This is a genomic window from Sellimonas intestinalis, assembly GCF_001280875.1.
Taxonomy (GTDB): Bacteria; Bacillota; Clostridia; order Lachnospirales; family Lachnospiraceae; genus Sellimonas; species Sellimonas intestinalis.
The window spans coordinates 165,424-185,262 of the sequence record NZ_LGAJ01000009.1 but is presented as its reverse complement, the minus strand read 5'-3'; the positions used below and the strand labels follow the sequence as shown (position 1 = coordinate 185,262).

General features: G+C 46.3%; 17 protein-coding genes and 1 riboswitch. Of the genes, 2 read left to right on the top strand and 15 right to left on the bottom strand.

From position 1 onward, the window contains the following. Window positions 1-47: 47 nt before the first annotated feature. The 11 genes from AOA56_RS10350 to AOA56_RS10295 all read right to left on the bottom strand — a co-directional run bounded on the left by AOA56_RS10350 (window position 48) and on the right by AOA56_RS10295 (window position 13,997). The gene (locus AOA56_RS10350) at window positions 48-1,124 is read right to left on the bottom strand and encodes a GntR family transcriptional regulator (RefSeq protein WP_024732107.1); all 1,077 of its coding nucleotides are present in this window, start codon (window positions 1,122-1,124) and stop codon (window positions 48-50) included. Window positions 1,125-1,322: 198 nt separating this feature from the next. Next, on the bottom strand, window positions 1,323-2,948 hold the full coding sequence (locus tag AOA56_RS10345) for a Na+/H+ antiporter NhaC family protein (protein ID WP_053769636.1): 1,626 nt from the start codon (window positions 2,946-2,948) through the stop codon (window positions 1,323-1,325). A gap of 185 nt (window positions 2,949-3,133) precedes the next feature. Further along, a riboswitch (Lysine riboswitch) is annotated at window positions 3,134-3,305 on the bottom strand. Window positions 3,306-3,343: 38 nt separating this feature from the next. Next, a complete protein-coding gene (locus AOA56_RS10335; RefSeq protein WP_024732105.1) occupies window positions 3,344-3,838 on the bottom strand; it encodes an NUDIX hydrolase in 495 nt (164 codons plus the stop codon). Between the two features lie 38 nt (window positions 3,839-3,876). Further along, window positions 3,877-5,484: a xylulokinase gene (locus AOA56_RS10330; RefSeq protein ID WP_053769624.1), complete on the bottom strand. Its 1,608-nt coding sequence runs from the start codon at window positions 5,482-5,484 to the stop codon at window positions 3,877-3,879. A gap of 176 nt (window positions 5,485-5,660) precedes the next feature. After that, the gene (gene ytvI, locus AOA56_RS10325; protein WP_034594413.1) at window positions 5,661-6,806 is read right to left on the bottom strand and encodes a sporulation integral membrane protein YtvI; all 1,146 of its coding nucleotides are present in this window, start codon (window positions 6,804-6,806) and stop codon (window positions 5,661-5,663) included. A gap of 1 nt (window position 6,807) precedes the next feature. Further along, window positions 6,808-7,413 carry a ribosome biogenesis GTP-binding protein YihA/YsxC gene (gene yihA, locus AOA56_RS10320; protein WP_053769623.1) on the bottom strand — a complete coding sequence of 202 codons (606 nt, stop codon included), beginning with the start codon at window positions 7,411-7,413 and terminating at the stop codon, window positions 6,808-6,810. Then, window positions 7,403-9,757 carry an endopeptidase La gene (gene lon / locus AOA56_RS10315; RefSeq protein ID WP_024732103.1) on the bottom strand — a complete coding sequence of 785 codons (2,355 nt, stop codon included), beginning with the start codon at window positions 9,755-9,757 and terminating at the stop codon, window positions 7,403-7,405. Before lon ends, yihA begins: the two co-directional genes overlap by 11 nt. An 83-nt stretch (window positions 9,758-9,840) precedes the next feature. Continuing rightward, entirely contained in the window at window positions 9,841-11,091 is a 1,251-nt protein-coding gene (clpX, locus tag AOA56_RS10310) for an ATP-dependent Clp protease ATP-binding subunit ClpX (protein ID WP_024732102.1), read from the bottom strand. A gap of 187 nt (window positions 11,092-11,278) precedes the next feature. After that, window positions 11,279-11,860, bottom strand: coding sequence for an ATP-dependent Clp endopeptidase proteolytic subunit ClpP (clpP, locus tag AOA56_RS10305; protein WP_024732101.1), 582 nt, complete (start codon window positions 11,858-11,860; stop codon window positions 11,279-11,281). A 26-nt stretch (window positions 11,861-11,886) separates the two neighbouring features. Continuing rightward, window positions 11,887-13,173, bottom strand: coding sequence for a trigger factor (gene tig, locus AOA56_RS10300; RefSeq protein WP_024732100.1), 1,287 nt, complete (start codon window positions 13,171-13,173; stop codon window positions 11,887-11,889). Window positions 13,174-13,322: 149 nt separating this feature from the next. After that, entirely contained in the window at window positions 13,323-13,997 is a 675-nt protein-coding gene (locus AOA56_RS10295) for a hypothetical protein (protein WP_024732099.1), read from the bottom strand. A 251-nt stretch (window positions 13,998-14,248) separates the two neighbouring features. Between AOA56_RS10295 and AOA56_RS10290 the strand changes: the two genes are divergently transcribed. After that, window positions 14,249-14,698, top strand: coding sequence for a CYTH domain-containing protein (locus AOA56_RS10290; RefSeq protein WP_053769635.1), 450 nt, complete (start codon window positions 14,249-14,251; stop codon window positions 14,696-14,698). A 126-nt stretch (window positions 14,699-14,824) separates the two neighbouring features. Beyond that, a complete protein-coding gene (locus AOA56_RS10285) occupies window positions 14,825-15,205 on the top strand; it encodes a helix-turn-helix domain-containing protein (protein ID WP_024732097.1) in 381 nt (126 codons plus the stop codon). Between the two features lie 96 nt (window positions 15,206-15,301). Here AOA56_RS10285 and AOA56_RS10280 read toward each other — a convergent pair whose 3' ends face one another. The 4 genes from AOA56_RS10280 to AOA56_RS10265 are packed head-to-tail and all read right to left on the bottom strand — an operon-like array spanning window position 15,302 to window position 19,831. Further along, window positions 15,302-16,354, bottom strand: coding sequence for an NAD-dependent epimerase/dehydratase family protein (locus tag AOA56_RS10280; protein WP_053769622.1), 1,053 nt, complete (start codon window positions 16,352-16,354; stop codon window positions 15,302-15,304). A gap of 19 nt (window positions 16,355-16,373) precedes the next feature. Then, window positions 16,374-17,096: an IspD/TarI family cytidylyltransferase gene (locus AOA56_RS10275; protein ID WP_053769621.1), complete on the bottom strand. Its 723-nt coding sequence runs from the start codon at window positions 17,094-17,096 to the stop codon at window positions 16,374-16,376. Window position 17,097: 1 nt separating this feature from the next. Next, on the bottom strand, window positions 17,098-18,531 hold the full coding sequence (locus AOA56_RS10270; RefSeq protein ID WP_024732095.1) for an MATE family efflux transporter: 1,434 nt from the start codon (window positions 18,529-18,531) through the stop codon (window positions 17,098-17,100). Then, a complete protein-coding gene (locus AOA56_RS10265; protein ID WP_024732094.1) occupies window positions 18,521-19,831 on the bottom strand; it encodes an O-antigen polymerase in 1,311 nt (436 codons plus the stop codon). The genes AOA56_RS10270 and AOA56_RS10265 overlap by 11 nt, the downstream gene beginning before the upstream one ends. Window positions 19,832-19,839: the final 8 nt, after the last annotated feature.

Genomic DNA, 19,839 nt, shown 5'->3' with positions numbered 1-19,839 from the left:
TTTTACTTTCTTTTTTTCCCGGCTGCGGCTGGTTCCTGCCGCTTACGTCAAATATGATTGATGACCTTGACCGAACTTCGCATGATCAGCTCTGGCTCAAGCTCTACTGTCTCGATCTCCGTAAATCCCCGAATCCGTCCTATCATCATCTCAGCGGCGATTCTCCCCAGCTCTCGCACCGGATTTCTGGCAGAAGTAAACGGTATTTCGCAGAATCGTGACAAATCCGAATCATCAATTCCTATAATAGAGAGATCCTCCGGGATCCGGATTCCCTGATCCATACAGATTCCAACCATCTTGTTGGCTACCTCGTCATTGTAACAGACACAGGCTGTGCAGCCCTTGATTCGTTTCAAGACCCGGCCGCAATCATCCCGCATCTCTTCAATCTCATCTGAATCGATCCAAATCACCTGTTTTCCTTTCACCTTGATATCCGCCTCCATCAACGCGTCCACATATCCCGCATAACGCTGGTGTCCCTGACCGTCATCACCTTTAAAAATCCCGGCGATATTCATATGACCACAGTCCAGAAGATGCTGCGTCACCATACGCCCCGCTTCCCGGTCATCCAGACTAATGTGAGGGATATCCAGTTCCGGATAAAAGCTATTGATAAACAGAATCGGAACGCCCATTCGTTCCAGCTCTTTATAGAGCTTCAGATTCGGGTTTGGGATTCCACTCTTTGTCGTTTCTGCAATCAGTCCGTCAATCGACTTCTCACGGATGAAATCCTTCAGGATCATCCTCTCCTTTTCGATCGCATTGTTGGATACGGCAATCTGAAGAAGAAATCCTTCGTCTGAAAGCACCCTCCCGATTTCCTTCACAATCAAAGGGAAAATATAGACGTCCGCATACGTTGTCATCACCGCAATCCGCATCGAACGTTTCCGCTGCCGTTTCCCGATCTCAATATACGTTCCGCTGCCACGCACACTCCGTGTAATCTGCTCTTCCTCCAGTACAGACAGTGCCTTGCGAACCGTCTGACGGCTCACATGGAACCGCTTCTTTAGCATATTCTCCGAAGGAAGTTTGTCCCCTTGCTTCAGCCGCCCTTCACGCAGCTCTCCCCGGATCCAGGCAATCACCTCTTCATACTTCTTCTGCATGTCAAAGCCTCTCTTTCATTCTGGTATCACTATACCCTATCCACATGCACAATACAAGCCGGAGAATTATCCAAATTTGTTTCAAACAATTTATATGAAATTGAAAAGTTGTATTGTAAAAATCCGAAAATTTATAGTACAGATTTTACAAAGGGGAGGGATTCCGATATATCGGAATCCCTCCCCAATACGTTATACCTATGACTCTGCCATGTCTTTTGCGCCGTGCCGTTTTCGGATGATAAGAAGAACAGCAAGCATCAGGACTATACCAATCGGCAGTGATATCCATGCGGTCTGTGTAAATCCTGCGATAATGTAGGTAACGAAGCTGACCGCTGCCGCCGTCATGGCGTACGGAAGCTGGGTAGATACGTGGTTTACATGGTTGCACTGTGCCCCTGCGGACGACATGATCGTCGTGTCGGAGATCGGGGAACAATGATCGCCGCATACCGCTCCTGCCATGCAGGCAGAAATGGAAATGATCATCAGCTCCGGATTGGAATTCTCAAATACTGCCACGACAATCGGGATAAGGATTCCAAAGGTTCCCCAGCTTGTTCCTGTCGCAAACGCCAGGAAACATCCTACAAGGAAGATGATCGCCGGCAGCAGGTTCATCAGACCGTCTGCGGATGATGACATGGCATTTGCCACAAAATCCGCCGCTCCCAGATGATCTGTCATTGTCTTTAAGGTCCATGCAAATGTAAGAATCAGAATTGCCGGTACCATTGCCTGAAAGCCTTCCGGTACACAGTCCATACACTCTTTAAAGCTCAAAACACGTCTGGCAGAATAAAGAATCATCGTCGCCAAAAGTCCGAAAAAGCTGCCGATTGCCAGCCCTTCCGAGGCCGAACACTGGGAAAAAGCAGTAATAAAATCAGTACCGTTGAAAAATCCTCCGGTGTAAATCATACCGATGACACAGCATACTACAAGGATGAGTACCGGAATCACGAGGTCAATGACTTTTCCTTTTGTTTCTTTTATGCTTTTATTTTCCATATTGGCAAACGGACGGTCCGGCGTCGTGTACAGGTCGCCTTTGATGGCGTTCTTCTCATGGACACGCATGGAGCCGAATTCTATCTTCATCACTGTAAGTCCTACCATCATCACAATAGTCAGAAGTGCGTAAAAATTGTACGGGATCGCCTTGATAAAGATCGAAAATCCGTCTTCACCTTCCACATAGCTCGATACCGCAGCAGCCCAAGAGGAAATCGGCGCAATGATACACACCGGAGCCGCCGTCGCATCAATCAAATAGGCAAGCTTAGCTCTGGACACCTTATGGCGGTCTGTCACCGGCCTCATAACGCTTCCCACAGTCAGACAGTTGAAATAATCATCAATGAAAATCAGAACCCCAAGGGCAATCGTCGCAAGCTGTGCCCCGACTCTTGTACGGATCCTTTTTCCGGCCCACTCCCCGAAAGCAGCGGATCCCCCCGCCTTGTTCATCATGCTGACGATAACGCCTAATACGACCAGAAAAATAATGATTCCTACATTGTCCGAACTTGTCAGTACGCTGATCATTCCTTCATTTAACACGGAATTGACAGTGCCTTCAAAGTGGAAATTGGAGGCGAACAGACCTCCCACCACGATTCCGATAAAGAGGGAACTGTACACCTCTTTCGTAATTAACGCAAGGCCGATAGCCACAATCGGCGGCACCAGCGCCCAGAAGGTTGCATACATCGCAGGCTGTACCGTCTCTCCATCTGAGGCAAACACTGTCAGTGACCACATGGATACAATCATAAGCACGGCCACCAGCCCTTTTCGTATCGTTTTCTTTTGCTTCATGTTTCTCTCTCCCTTTTTTCTTTCTTTCGCTGCAGCCAATACAATCACCGGAAGTGCCAAAAGACACATTCCGGGATTGTAAGCGGTCGCCAAGGTCTCGGGCAGGCCCGGACTTTGGTTCGTCGCCAATACAAAAAGCCGTGAGTATATGCAAAACACACTCACGGCTCAGATATCTGTTCCGATTCCACGATAGCGCTCCACAATCTGTGACAGTATGCTGTATCTTCTACAACATCCCAGAAAGCAAAGTTACGTCCTCCTTCACTTCCTTCGGCGGTTTCCCCTTTCTGCTCTGCGGATGGTACGTCCGTCTGTCCAGAGCATACTGATGAATCCCGCGCCTCTATCTTCTTCCTTGAAATCAAGGCTTTTATTCAGTTTTTCTAACTATATCACACTTTCGCTGTTCTCACAAGCTCTTTTTCTCCATTTAAAACAGCTTCCAGAAGCTGATCGCCTTCGTAGCAAAGTTTCAGAGAGAAAAAGGGAACATCCTTCTGAAGCAGATCGAAAAAAATCCTGTCTCCTTCCCATAGATTCAGCCCAAATATTTCATCTTTCGGCACCCAAAGAAGCTCTCCTTCATCACATTCTTTGAGCTGTCCGGAAAAACCGTCAATCGTATACAGGCAGATATATTCCGGGTCCTGTTTATCACAGATGAATGTGAGAATCCCCCGGAACTTCATAGAGGTGACGGCAAGCCCCGTCTCTTCCTTGGCTTCCCGGATCATACATTCTTCCGGGCTTTCTCCATACTCAAACTTTCCTCCGATTCCGATCCATTTACCCTCGTTGACGTCCTGCTCTTTTTTCACTCTGTGAAGCATAAGATAGGATTCCCTCGTCTCAATATATCCAAGTGTTGTCATTTGTACTTTTGGCATGTTGATCCTTCTTTCTTTTTACAGCTAGTATAACACGCCTATTTCAAATGGTCTACTGCTGCCCGCTCGATGGCAAATCCTTCTTTATATCGCTCGATAAAAGTATCAAATCCGGCTACCTCCTTTGGATCCGCTCCCATCACAGTTCCAGTCTCACCCGCAAATACCTTTGCGGAAAGGAATTTTGGCAGACTTTCTCCCTCTTCTTTGTGTACGAGGTAAGACGCCAGAAGAGCAATCCCCCAAGCTCCTCCTTCTCCCGCAGTCTCCATCACAGACACCGGCGTGTCGATTGCTCCCGCAAGAATGCTTTGTCCTACGCCTTTTGTTTTGAAGAGTCCTCCGTGACCCAGAATCCTATCCAGCTTCACATGCTCCTGCTTCAGCATAATATCCATTCCGACTTTCAACGCCCCAAGAGAAGTATACAGGTGTACCCGCATGAAATTCGCAAGACTGAATTTGCTCTTTGGAGTCCTTACAAAAAGCGGACGACCCTCTTCAAAATTGGTAATATGTTCCCCTGAGAAATAATTATATGCCAAAAGCCCTCCGCAGTCCTCGTCTCCTTCCAGCGCTTTCCGATACAGTGTTCCATACAGATCATTCAGATCGATCTTCATACCAAACGTTTCCCCGAATTCCCGGAACAGGGATACCCAGGCATTCAGATCGGAAGTACAGTTGTTGCAGTGTACCATTCCCACCAGATCTCCGGACGGCGTTGTCACAATGTCGATCTCCGGATAAACTTTGGAAAGCTCCTGCTCCAGCACAACCATCGCGAACACAGACGTTCCTGCCGATACATTGCCGGTTCTTGGCGCCACACTGTTCGTCGCTGCCATTCCGGTACCTGCATCTCCTTCCGGCGGGCAAAGCGACGCACCTGCCTGAAGCGCTCCGGAAGGATCGAGAAGCTTTGCCCCCTCCTCTGTCAGCACACCTGCGTCTTCTCCTGCCACCAAAACCTCCGGAAGGATCTCTGCCAGCTTCCACGGATACCCCTTTCCCTCAATCTGTGCGTCAAACTGTTTCATCATCTCCTGGTTAAACTGCTTCTTTTGAATATCAATTGGAAACATGCCGGAGGCTTCTCCAACACCAAGCACCTTCCTTCCGCTTATTTTCCAGTGAATATATCCTGCAAGGGTCGTAAAAAACGCCACATCTTTGACGTGCTCTTCCTCATTTAAGATCGCCTGATACAGATGGGCAATACTCCATCTCTGAGGAATGTGGTACTGGAAAAGTTCCGTCAGTTTTTCTGATGCCTCCTCAGTGATCGTATTTCTCCAGGTACGAAACGGCACCAACAGCTCTCCATTCTTGTCAAATGCCATGTACCCATGCATCATTCCACTGAATCCCAGAGCTTTCAGCCGTCTGATCCGAACCCCGTATCTTTCCTCCACATCATACGCCATAGTCTGATAACTTTCCCGCAACCCCGTCCAGATATCCTCCTGTGTATAAGTCCAGATACCGTTGTCCAGCCGATTCTCCCAGTCATGGCTTCCGGAAGCCACCGGCTCGTTTTGCTCATTGATCAGAACCGCCTTAATCCTTGTAGAGCCGAATTCAATCCCCAGAACCGCCCTCCCTTCTTCGATCATCTTTTTTGTATTCTGAACATCAAGTGCCATATGCTATTCCTCCTTTTTGAAACCCGCATTTTGGTACTATTATATCATCCTCCCTGTTGACCGGCAATCCAACCTGTGTATACTGCACAATTTCAGCCAAATGCCGAAAAAAAGGACAGCAGCTCCTCAAAGTTGTATTGAAAATCCGCCGTCCGAAACTTCATATTTCCCAGATACTATGGTTCCCGCAAGGACGCTATTCCCCGCGCCAGGATTCTTACATCATCCAGAATATAGTCAAAAGCTCCTGCTTTGTACAAATTGAATACAATCATTCCAACCGGCACCGCCAGAATCATTCCGAAAATACTTCCAATCCGGTAACCCACATACAATAAAACCAGCGTGACAAGAGGGCTCAGTCCGATGCTGTCACCAACCAGTTTCGGCTGGATCACCTGCCGCACAAGCTGGGTAATGCCGTAGATCACAAGCAGCCCCACCGCCGTTTTGATATCCGTCACAAAGAATTTATAGACTGCCCACGGAATCAGTGCTGTTCCGGTTCCAAAAAACGGGAGAAAGTCCAGAAACGCAATCAACAGTGCCAGCAGGAAAGCGTAATCCACACCCAAAATGAGAAATCCACACAGCAGAATCAGTCCCACGATTACCATGATCTTAAACTGAGCTTTGAAATACCCGCCCACCGCATACTTCAGATTGTAAATGACCATGGTCATCCGGGCTTCGATGGCCTTTGGCGCCACCTTCTTGCTCCACTGGATGACCTCCTCTCTCTGAGCGGTAAAAAAATATGCGGACACAAGTGCGACAATCACAGACACAAGCGCGCTTGGAATTCGTTTCACCACGTTTCCGGTCATCTCAACAGCCGGATTCCCGAGACCCGCAATCAGCCCTCCGACTTTTTCGTCCATATTCTGCACCAGGGAATTCCAGCCATCCTGAATATTGTCCGGCAGCATATTATAGAACCCCTGGAACCGTCCTCCGATCTCTTTTAACCCGGATTCCAGATCCCGGTAAAGATGAGGCGCATTGTTGAGAGCCATCTGAACCTCACGAATGAGTTTCACAATTCCCAGATAGCCAAGTCCGGCCACAATGGCGATTACGAGTATAATGATCAAGGCTGATCCGAATTTTTTCTTGATCTTTACCCGGTTTTCCAGCCACCCTACAAGCGGATGCGCCAGGTAAGCGATAAACCAGCCGATCACAAAAGGCATGAAAAAGCCGAGTGCACGGATTCCGATCACAAGAAAAAGCGCCGTCCCAAGCAGGCTGAAAAAGAGACTTGCCGTCACCTTCCAGTATGGTCTTGTATCTTGTTTCGTTCTGTCTGCGTCTTCTCCCATCTTATTCCTCCTTGTCGACGGATTCAAACAGTCTGGATTCGGCATACTCCCAGATCTCGTCTCTACCCTGCTTTGTCTTGGCGGAAAAAGGAATCACTGTAGTTCCGCTTACCAGTCCAAGTCCTGTCCGGATCGCTTTTAACTGCTTTGCCACCTGGCTTTTTTTCAGCTTATCAAGCTTGGTGGCGATAATCACTGGTTCATAGCCCTGATGCAAAATCCAGTCGTACATCATTTTATCGTTTTTAGAAGGATCATGCCGGATATCAATCAGAAGAAAGACCGCCTTGAGCATGGTCGATTTATGAAGGTAGCGCTCGATCATCTTCCCCCATGCCTCTTTTTCCTTCTCCGAAACCTTGGCGTATCCATAACCCGGAAGATCCACCAGATATATTTCCCGGTTGATATTGTAAAAGTTGATCGTCTGGGTCTTTCCCGGCGTCGCGGAAATCCGGGCAAGGGATTTCCGGTTCATCAGCGCATTGATCAGCGAAGATTTTCCTACGTTTGATTTCCCCGCAAACGCAATTTCCGGCTTATCATTTTCTGGAAGTGTACTCGTAATCCCACAGACAGTTTCCAGCGTCACTTCTTTAATTACCATCCTGTTCCCTCCTTTGTTCCACCTGCTCTGACATAGCAGTATGTAATACTTCTTCCATTCTGGAAACAAAACGCACTTCCAGCCCTTTCGTGATCTCTTTGGAAAGTTCCTCTACATCCGTCTGATTTTCCGCCGGCACGAGCACGAGGTGAATTCCCGCATTCTTTGCGGCAAGCAGCTTCTCTTTCAGACCGCCGATCGGAAGTACTCTTCCCCGAAGTGTAATCTCCCCGGTCATGGCTACATCGGAGCGGACTTTCTGTCCGGTCACTGCTGAAAGAATGGCTGTCGCCATCGTAATCCCGGCAGACGGTCCGTCTTTCGGCACCGCTCCTTCCGGAATATGAACGTGAATGTCGTGCGTTTCAAAAAAGTCCTCTGGAATCCCGTACCGCCCACTAATAGAACGAATATAGCTGATACCCGCCTGTGCGGACTCTTTCATCACATCCCCCATCTGTCCGGTCAGCAGAAGCTTTCCTTTTCCGGAAAGGACATTGACCTCAATCTGAAGTGTATCCCCTCCCACGCTTGTCCATGCAAGTCCGGTTACAATTCCCACTTCATCCCGGCTTCCGGCAAGATGATAACGGTATTTTTCTTTCCCGAGATAATGTGTCAGATTGCGTTCTGTGATCCGCACCTGATTTTTTCCAGATTCCAGGATCTCTCTGGCTGCCTTGCGGCAAAGCTCTCCGATCCTTCGCTCCAGTGTACGCACTCCGGCCTCTTTTGTGTAGCCGCGGATGATCTTCCACAGCGCCCCGTCCGAAATGAGAAGAAGTCCGCCGTCCAGTCCGTGACGCTCCAACTGCTTTTTCAAAAGGTGCTCCTTTGCAATGTGCATCTTTTCATTTTCCGTATAACTGGATACCTCGATCAGCTCCATCCGGTCCAGAAGTGGCCGTGGAATCGTCTGCAGAGTATTTGCCGTCGTCACAAATACCACCTCGGACAGATCCAGCGGCACCTCCAGATAATGATCCCGAAACTTCCTGTTCTGTTCGGAATCCAGCACCTCAAGCAGGGCAGAAAATGTATCCCCTTTATTATAATCGGTGCTGACCTTGTCAATCTCATCGAGCAGCATCACCGGGTTTTTCACTCCCGCCTTGCGAAGTCCGTCCGCAATCCGTCCCGGCATGGCCCCTACATAGGTCTTCCGGTGTCCCCGGATCTCAGCCTCGTCCCGGACACCGCCAAGAGAAATTCTCACATACGGCTTTTTCATAGACTCTGCCAGAGATCTGGCAATAGACGTCTTCCCGGTCCCCGGCGGGCCTACCAGACAGAGGATTTGAGAACCGCTCCGGTTTGTCAGCGCACGCACCGACAGATATTCCAGCACCCGCTCCTTCACTTCCTTCAGCCCATAATGCTGCGCCTCCAGAATCTCCTTGGCATGGGCGATATCCGTAAACTCTTCTGCCCGCTTATCCCACGGCATCTCCAGCATGGTTTCAATATAGGTACGGCTCACACCGGCCTCTGTCGGATTGTTCACCGCCTGTTTAAAGCGTCGGATCTCCTTTTTGATCTTCTCATGCACTTCCTCAGGAGCCAGAAGCTTTTGCTCTGCCTTTTCAAATTCTTCGGCATCGGATGTAGTACCGTCCTCACCAAGCTCCTCTCGGATATATTTTAACTGTTCACGCAAGATATATTCCCGCTGTCCTCTGTCAATCCGTTCCCGGACTTTTTTCTCGATCTCTGCTGTGATGTCAAAGGCTCTTGTCTCCTCCTCAATCTTAGCCGCCAGAAGATAGAATCGCTCCAGGAGACTATCCTCATCCAGAAGCTTCTGAAGAGAGGCTGAATCCAGGCCGATGCCCGCAGCGGCCTCTGCCGCCATGGTATAGACGTCGTCGATCTTTAAGATATCCTGAATGACTCCTTCCGGGACCCGCTTTGTGCGTATTGCATACTGCTTCAAGGCATCCGTCAGTACCTTTTTCATTCCTTCCAGTGTCACGCCTTCTGGAAGATCCGGGCACTTCTCCGGATAAATGGAAATATCACCTTCCCAGAATCCATTTGCTTCCCGAAACTCCCGCAAAATTGCCCTCTTCTCTCCATAAACCATGACCCGGATGCCTTTCTGCGGGACACGGACAACCTGCCTGATCTCGGCAAGTACTCCTCCGTGGCAGAGTGCGTCCTTATCCGGCTCCTCAACTTTCTCATCTTTTTGTCGGATCAGAAATACCTTCTGCCCTGCAAGCATCGCCTGCTGAATCCCCTCGATAGATTTCATCCTGATCACGTCAAAATGTACTGCCATTCCCGGAAAAACGGTCAGTCCCCTAAGCGGTACAACTGGTATATGATTGATCTGTTCTGTCATTATGTCCTCCGTATTTTACAAAAGGTGCAGGTAAAACATACCTGCACCTTTCCCATTTCTGTCTATTATGCACTTTCTGTCTGCTATGCACTCTCGGATTCCCGCTCTTCATGTTCTGTCTTTGGCAGGCTCTTTCCTTCTACAACATCTCTGGTAATGATACAGGTCTTTAGCGTCTCGTCAGATGGCGCACGGTACATGATATCCATCATCACATTTTCCATGATGGCCCGTAAGCCCCTGGCTCCTGTATTTCTAGCAATGGAACGATCCGCGATAGCCTCCAGCGCGTCTTTATCAAAATGCAGTCTGACGCCGTCCAGCTCCATCAGCTTCTGATACTGCTTGACAATCGAACTCTTTGGCTCTGTCAGAATCTGAATCAACGCATCACGGTTCAGGGACTCCAGTGCTACCACAACCGGAACACGACCGACAAACTCCGGAATCAGTCCAAATTTCACCAGATCCTGCGGAAGCACCTGGTTTAACAGTCTGTCCAGATTGTCCTCGTGGTTTTCCGCAATCTCCGCATTAAATCCGATGGATTTCTGATCAATCCGTTTCTCGATAATCTTGTCGATCCCTTCAAATGCTCCGCCGCAGATGAACAGGATATTGGATGTATCGATCTGGTAAAGCTCCTGATGCGGATGCTTTCTTCCGCCCTGCGGAGGTACGGATGCAATCGTACCCTCCACAATCTTCAGAAGCGCCTGCTGAACACCCTCCCCGGAGACATCCCGGGTGATGGATGGATTTTCAGACTTCCGTGTGATCTTATCGATCTCATCGATATAGATAATCCCATACTCTGCTCTCTCAATATCTCCATCCGCCGCCTGAATAATTTTAAGAAGAATATTTTCCACATCTTCCCCGACATATCCGGCTTCAGTCAGAGTCGTGGCGTCCGCAATCGCAAATGGAACATTGAGCACCTTCGCCAGTGTCTGTGCCAGAAGCGTTTTCCCGCTTCCGGTCGGTCCAAGCATCAGAATATTGCTCTTTTGCAGCTCCACCCCAAGATCTCGCTGTGCTTTGATCCGCTTGTAATGATTATAGACCGCAACGGAAAGAACCTTTTTGGCCTCCTCCTGCCCAACCACATAATCATCCAGAAAGCTCTTTATCTCTTCCGGCTTCAGGAGATTAATCTCTCCCGGCCCGTTATTTTCGTCTTCATAATCAAATTCTTCTTCTATAATCTCGGCACAGATCTCAATACATTCGTCACAGATATATGCTCCGTTTGGCCCCGCAATCAGCTTGCGCACCTGAGACTGTGGCTTATTACAGAAGGAACATCTCACTACATCTTCTTTTAAAGCCATTCTCACACCTCATTTTATGTAACGCTTCAGCCATGCGGCCTGGATTACCAAAATGCAGGCTTGGCTGCAGAAGTCTTTCGATATTTCCCGGCATATAGCTGAATCGTTACTATTTTATATTTTCCGTATCGTTTTGAAACACGGAAAGGGGATGTCCCAGGCCACTGGGACAGCCCCTTGTTTCCCTTTATCGGCTTGTAATGACCTCGTCAATTAAACCGTATGCCTTTGCTTCCTCGGCAGACATGAAATTATCGCGATCTGTATCCCGTGCGATCGTCTCAAGCGTCTGTCCGGTGTTTGCTGCCAGAATCTCATTTAATTTCCGGCGTGTTTTCAGAATATGTTCTGCTGCAATCTGTATCTCGGACGCCTGTCCCTGTGCTCCGCCTGACGGCTGGTGAATCATAATCTCCGCATTCGGAAGCGCAAGACGCTTGCCCTTCTTACCGCCGGATAACAGGAAAGATCCCATACTTGCGGCCATACCAATACAGATCGTAGACACATCACACTTGATGTACTGCATCGTATCATAAATTGCCAGACCTGCCGTCACAGAACCACCCGGACTGTTGATGTACAAGTTGATGTCTTTTCCCGGATCTTCGGCTTCCAGAAACAGAAGCTGCGCGACAATCACGCTTGCCGAAGCATCGTTGACTTCGCCGTCCAGAAAAATGATTCTGTCTTTTAAAAGTCTTGAGTAGATGTCGTATGAACGCTCTCCACGGCTTGTCTGCTCAATGACATAAGGTACTAAACTCATGCAATATGCCTCCTTATTTTTGTCTCTTATTCTTCTACCGCGTTTTCAACAAGGAATGTCACAGCTTCCTGGACAGCCATATCCAGTTTCATCTGTTTTTTCTCATTTTCTCCCATGAATTCTTTGAGCTTCTCTGCTTCCATCTTGTAAGACTCAGCCATCTTCTGGATCTCTTCGTCGATCTTCTCATCGCTGATCTCAATATTCTCAGCCTTTACAATTGCTTCCAGAACGAGCCTTGTCTGAATTCTCTTTAATGCCTGCGGTTTCAGCTCTTCCGTCATCTTCTCCGCTGTCATTCCTGTAAACTGGAAGTACTGATCCATCGTAAGGCCCTGCTGCTGTAATCTCTGTGCGAAATCATTTGCCATCTGTCTTACTTCAGTATCGATCATGGCATCCGGGATATCCATCTGTGCGTTTGCCACAGCTTCTTCCACTGCTTTATCTTCCTGTTTTCTCTTGCCTTCCGCGATCTTCTGTTCTTTAATTTTTGCCTTGATATCTGCTTTGAAAGCATCGAGCGTCTCGAACTCAGATACATCGGAAGCAAACTCGTCGTCAAGCTCCGGAAGTTCTTTTACTTTGATCTCATGTACTGTGCATTTGAATACCGCGTCTTTTCCTGCCAGATCCTTTGCATGGTACTCTTCCGGGAATGTTACACGGACTTCTTTTTCCTCTTCCAGATTCGCACCGATAAGCTGATCCTCAAATCCCGGAATAAAAGATCCGGAACCTATAGTAAGCGGATAGTTCTCTCCCTTTCCGCCTTCGAATGCTACGCCGTCTACAAATCCTTCAAAATCAAGAACGACTTCATCTTTATCCTGAACCGGACGGTCTGTCACAGAAACAGTTCTCGCGTTCTTCTCCTGCTCCTCGGCAAGCTTCGCGTCGATCTCCTTCTGTGTAACACGGTTGGAAATCTTCTCTACCTTTAATCCTTTGTATTCGCCTAATGTTACTTCCGGCTTTAATGCCACCTCAGCTGTAAAAATAAATGGTTTGCCTTTTTCAATCTGTACGATATCAATCTTTGGCTGCGATACGATCTCAAGATCCTCTTCATCATATACTTTTCCGTATGCTTCCGGAATGAGCTGATTTGCAGCGTCATCGTAGAAAACTTCCGGTCCGTACATTTTTTCGATCATCTGGCGCGGCACTTTTCCTTTACGGAATCCTGGGATGCTGATATTTTTCTTCTGCTTATTATAAGCTCCCTGGAGTGCCTTCTCCAGTTCTTCGGCTGAAACTTCGATCGTCAGTTTCGCCATGTTGTGTTCCAGTTTCTCTACTTGTAAACTCATTTACATTTCCTCCTAAATATTATCGTATATGCGAAAAGTCGGCAGACTTATCTACATTACACTGATTGTTTGAGTATACCATATTCTAATATGGATTTCCAGCCCTATCCTGCACTTTTTCCAGTGATTTTCGTCTTTTGCTTTTGTCCTTAGTTTGTGTTCGCGATCTCATCCATCCGGAAGAACTGCTCCAGAAGCATCTGGTACTCCTCCTCGCTGACGGCATAAGAATTCCCATCTTCCGCCGCGACTTCCACGATCACGGTTTCCGGTTTTCCGTATTGCATCGAGGTATAGGCGTCCTGTAAAAGGCTGTACGCCCTGGACAGATAATCGTACTGCATCATTTCCCGAATTTCTTCTTCGGTTCCCTCGTATCCGCCGTTTTTTGCTGACTTCTCGATTTCATCAGAAGCCTGCTCAAGCTCCTTTACATAATTAAGGAACAAATCCACCGGCTGTATCTCAACGGAAACTTCATATTCCTTTTCCCCGGCCTTTTCTGCTTTCTTAACGTCGTATTTCATCACACTGAAGATATCTTTTACAAGTGTCTCGTACTCATAAAGCGTGTAATCATTCAGCTCCTCGTATCCGGCCGTCAGATAGGCATAAACAAAGCTGTCCACCGATGATTCATAATCCTGTTTCAGCTCAAATTCCGATGTGTCCATGATCTGCGCCGCCTCCGAAAATTCCCCCTGGAGTCTCTCATCCAGCACGGCCTGCATATAACCTGCCGCGTCAAAGTCTCCGCCGCAGCCTGTAAGACCAAACACGGCAGCAAGCAGTATGGCCGCAAAAGTATATGCCATTTTTCTCATGGTGTTTTCCTCCTTATACGGTCTGATTCTAGCAGACTCACCTGCAAAATGCAACCTGGCATAACGATTCAGCCATGCGGCCTGGGCAACGAAAATCTGCCGCAAACCGCAGCTCTGAGCCGGATAGCCGAATCATTACAACTTGTCGGAAAATACTATTTAGGGGGGCTTGTTTTCCTCTTTGGATCTCTTTATACTGAAAGAAACAGGAATACAAACTCCAGGAGGAAATGATAATGAATAATGACAATATGGAAATCGAGCGAAAATATCTGGTCGAGACCTGCCCTTTCTCACTGCACGACTATCCATCCCATGAGATTGAACAGGGATATCTGAACACAGAGCCGGTTGTCCGCATCCGGCGTTACGATGACAGCTATGTGCTGACCTACAAATCCAAAGGGTTCCTGGTCCGGGAGGAGTATAATCTTCCTCTCACAAAAGAAGCCTATGAACATCTGCGTACAAAAATAGATGGAAGACTGATCCAAAAACGGCGCTATCTGATCCCTTTAGAGGACGGACTGACGGTGGAACTGGACTGTTTCCATGGAGATCTCGCTCCGCTGATGCTGGCAGAAATTGAATTTCCTTCCGTGGAAAAAGCAGATACTTATACGCCGCCTTCCTGGTTTGGGGAAGACGTGACATTCTCAAAGCAGTATCATAACAGCGTCTTAAGCAGACTCAGTATCTGAAATAAGGATTTATAAAATAATAATGGGCAACATTTCGTTGCTTTTTGTATATATTATACGTTTCGTGGCATTATCTGAATTTTACATAAGAAACTGCTATACTGTTTCTAAAAATGGAGGTATGCCATGGCAAATGTACAGCTTGCACGGAATTTAAAGACGCTTCGCTTAAAATATAATTACACTCAAAAAGATCTGAGTGCTATTTTAAATATCACCAGACAGGCATACTCTCACTATGAAAAAGCGCTCAGAGAGCCAGACTTGTGTACGTTAGTCCGCTTTTCTCATTTTTATAAGGTCACCTTGGATGATTTGGTCGCCGGGATCATTCATGTGGATCAGATCAACGAGTCCCTGCCGATTTACAACTACCACCTGGGAGAGACCGAAGATCACAAGCGTTCGATCTTTCTGACAGATCAGGAGCTGGAATTGATCGAAAAGTACCGAAATTGCAGTGCCAATGACCAGCAGGTGATCCGCGGATTTCTGGAAAACAAGTGAGAGCAAACTTTCCCATATGTTAAAATCCGAAGCTAACATTACAAAAATACGGGACTTCCCATGAATACAATGAGGGTAGTCCCGTTTTCTCTGCAATTATTCAAAACTTTTCACGGTTCGTTTTAATCCTTCTTTTAACGGCACTTTACATGTCCATCCCATTTTCTCCAGTTTCTCCGTATTCAGTCTTGTGCGTCCCATTTTACTGTAACCGGCACTCATCGTTTCCGGAATATCAAATACGACTTTTCTTCCCCTTTCCGGGTACAGACCGGTCAACATCCCGGCAACCTCACGGATCGGAAGCGGTTCCGTCTCATTTGCAATATTGTATGCCTCCCCTGCTTCTCCGTCCAGTAAAGCAAACAACATCCCCGCAACAGCATCCGTGATGTAACAAAACGCCCGCTCGGCGTCGCCTGTACTCTTTAACACAATATCTCTGTTATTTACGATGTCTGAGATGAAATCCGCCATGACCCTGCCGTCATTGTTGATGGTCATGCCCGGGCCGTAAGAATGAGCGATCCTCACGGCTGTAAACGGAACCTGATATTGGTGGTAGTAACTCTGACAGATTGTTTCCGCCATCCGCTTACTTTCTGGATAACAGGCCCGGAATTCCATCGGGTCCAGACTTCCAAATGTCTCCTCGTGGATTTCTTCTGTTCCATCCGGCATTTTTCCGTATACCTCCCGTGTGGAAGTGTACAGCACTTTTTTTGTACCGGACTTTCTTGCAAGTTCCAGGACGTTTACCGTCCCTGTTGTATTTGCGGCAATGATTCCGACCGGATCATGTAAAATAAAATGCGGGCTGGCATTTCCTGCCGCATGGATAATGTACTCCGGCTTCTCTTCCATGGTAATCGGCGTACACACATCCTGCACCTTCAGATGGAAATATGGCATATCACGAAAATCCTCAAATTTTTCCCATGCTTTCTTTTCATTTCTGACCAGAGCTGTCACGTTTATATCATACTTTCTTGTCTCATTAAGATACATAAAAAAATATACGATATAGGTGGCGAGCATCCCAGATGCTCCTGTAACAAGGACCGAACTTCCTTTTAGTTTTTCAAACGGCAAGTGTTCCTTTGCAAGCTCACACATATCCTCTCTGACGATCTGATTCTGATAATCCATTGCCATTCCTCCTGTTTTTTCAGATTCCGAAAAGCTGCGAATTCTCCCGTGCCTCAAAAAGAGCCCGGAATGTATAGAAATCCATGGGTGTCGTAATTTTGATATTCTCTACCGGGCCGTCCACCACAAACAGCTCCTTGCCATAGTGGGACATAATCGATGCGGAATCAATATAATCCAAACGTCCCTCTTTTCTTGCTTTCTCGTGACTTTCCAGCAATTCTGAAAGCCAGAAACACTGTGGTGCCCGTGCAACCAGACATTTTGACCGGTCTATGATTCCATCCACTTTCCGTTCTTCTCCCGAGCATATGATCGTCTCAATCACCGGAGCCGTCGTCACCGCGCTCCCCTTATCCCTGACAGCCTGGATACAGTTTGTAATGAGTTCTCCATTGATCAGCGGGCGTACGCCGTCGTGTACGAGAACAATACTTTTCTCTCCATGCGCAATAGCTTCTGCCGCTTTCAGCCCCTGATAAATGGAATCCTGCCCTGTCGTTCCACCTGGAACGACCTTTTTCACTTTCTTGAATCTGTATTTTTCCAGCAATTCATTCAGAAACGGGATCCATCCCTTCACACACGCCACCGCAATCGCGTCGATTTCCGGATGCTTTTCAAAATGTTCCAGCGTATAAATAATGATCTCTTTCCCGTAAAGCTTCAAAAACTGCTTCGGAAGCGCCTTACTGTTCATGCGTGTTCCGATCCCTCCGGCAAAAATTACTGCTATGTTCATTCTATTTCCTCCTGATCTTTCTGAAAACACCATCCCGCATCTGTTCTATCAATGGTCTCAGATTCTCCTTGTTATAAAAAAGATAAGCCAAATACGCAGCTCCATAAATCAACATGCAGAACCAGGATTGAATCATCCAACTCGACACAATGAAGATGAGAGCAAGTCCGTTTTCAAATAATAAGGTCTTCCCTGATGATATTTTTAAGGTTCTGATAAGATAAATCTCTGCGATATTGCATCTGAGCGCAAGGATGACTGTCAGTGAAGCAATCGATAATGTCAGATTGTCCAGTACATATACTACGACTCCTGTAATGATACACGAAATCACTACGATTCCCCAATTAATATACATCATCATCTTTTCTTTTCTGAGCGCTTTCAGATAGGTATTGATTAACAAAGAAACTTTACTTTCATAGACACACATCGGGAAGAGGAGCGCCATATATTTTAAGCTCTCGGCATACTGGGGAAGCCATCCGCTCAACAAGACCTTGGCCGGATAATAGACTAATAACATTCCAAGAACCGGTATCATCAGCATCATCCGAATCGTTTTATACATCTGAGCCAACCGTTCTTCCGGTGTCTGTTTCAACATCGGATAAATGACAACACTGACTGCACTGATAAAGACCATCAGCATATTCGACATTGTCATTGTAAGGGAAACTTTCCCGAATGTTTCCACATTCCAGTGATTCTCTATGGCAAATCTTACAATTCCATTAATTAAAAGCCCTGCAATATTGGCAAACATCAATTTACTGCCTATTGCTATATTTTCTCCGGACTCCCTCACTCCAATTCCTACACAAGATAGTTTTCTAAAAACCATATCTTTACATTGAATACAAAGAAGTACCAAAGTGACAAGCCTTGCAAATAAATCTGCTGAAATCAAAATCACAAAATTCTTTTGTCCCAGCGCGAGCATGGACAAAACACAGACTGCATACACGATTTTTTCCAACATATAATTTTTGGCATAATCTTTGATTCGGTCTGTAATCTGTAAAATATACTGAAGCAATGTCCGTGGAAGCTGGAGAATACAGCATGTCCCTGTCAGGATGAGAACGATCTGCTTCTGTGAATCATCTACCCCGAAATATGCAACTGCGCCGATTACCAAGGCAATCAAGATTTCAAAAAACGTCAGCAGCCAAAATTGTCTGTTAAAATATGTCTTATCTAACTCTTCATATTTCTTTCCGCCAAACTTCAGATAGATTCCATCTGCCCACCCAAAATGAAAAAAGCCGGTATAAGTGACATAAAAAGTATATAGCTGCCAGTATGAGTACTCTCTTACCCCCAGAGCTTTCGGTACAATAAATACCAGGACCATGGAAACAAGAGTATTGATTCCATTCGCCAATACAGAGTAGGATACGTTTTGAAATACATTTTTTATTTTAGAGTTCATTCAACTTTCCAACTTTCTTTTTGCTGACTCTCATAAGAACAAAATAGATTACCAAAATATAAACTGCTAAATACATATATGACGTCGATAAATACGAAGAAAGGATCAGTTCATCGATACTCTGCATAAATAATGGATACATCAGCACCCCGTAAAAGATCAGCAAAATTCCAAATCCATTCTCTTTTTTGATATTATTATAAAACAAGGAATAAAATGCGCCTACAGCTCCCTGCATAAATAACATTCCAACATACCCGTAATCATTGATGTATCTGCGCAGGCATGTGTATACATTTCCAGATGCATCTCCGAAATCCACAAATTCCAAATGACGCACCGTTTCCTTTAGATGAACCAGATTCAGCTTTCTAAGGACACTGGTTACTCCATACAAGGTCTCTTCGCCAAAGACCGTCGACAGATCCTTGGCTTTATTCAGCCAGTAATCAAGAGATGGTATTGACATTCCTGTATAAACGGAAACCATATCAAACAACTTTCCTCCCTGGCTTTTTCCTGTAATAAATCCAAACAGGAAAAACAGAATAAAGAAAACGCCAAGCGCTGCCGCCGCAATCAATACAATTTTCCATACATGAATGGTCTTCCATCCATTCTTTTTTCTTTCAATCAGGAAATGAAAAATAATGACCATTCCTAAAAACTCGATCATAAAGGTACGTCCTGTGCCCAGGGCTGCCATACATAAGTATAACACAACTGGGAAAAGATAAAGAACGTCCCGCCTGTTCTTCCCTGCATGGAGATTATTGATAAAGAAATATAAAAAAACCGCTGAAAATGCTTTTCCTAGCAGAGATATATGAATACTTGCCTTTCCGATCGTATATCCTGGAATAATATACATTTTTCTTGCATACTCCAACATCGAAGCCAGACCATTCGTATTTCCTGCCAGCAGCGAAATTTCATATGTCTGCTTGATCATAACTGCCAAACCTGCTACCATACCAAGTACAATTACGATCACTATCGTTTGGGGAATTTCAATTCTTGAAATTCCTCTGTTTTGCTTTCTTTTTGGAACAGCATGTTTTTCAAAAGCAGCTGAAATCAATATTTCTCCCACGCCAAATGCAAAAACTCCGGTCAAGATCACGAAAACAGTCAGCGGACTCAGCGTAAACTGCCATGTGTCAATGTTCAGAATCGCAAAAAATGTACTGACCAGAAACATCCCGATCGTAATGACCCAGGGAGACAATATATCTTTTTGATTCATCAAATATGCTGTAACAAACATACAACATAATCCAAAAAATAATATATAAATCATAAAGACTC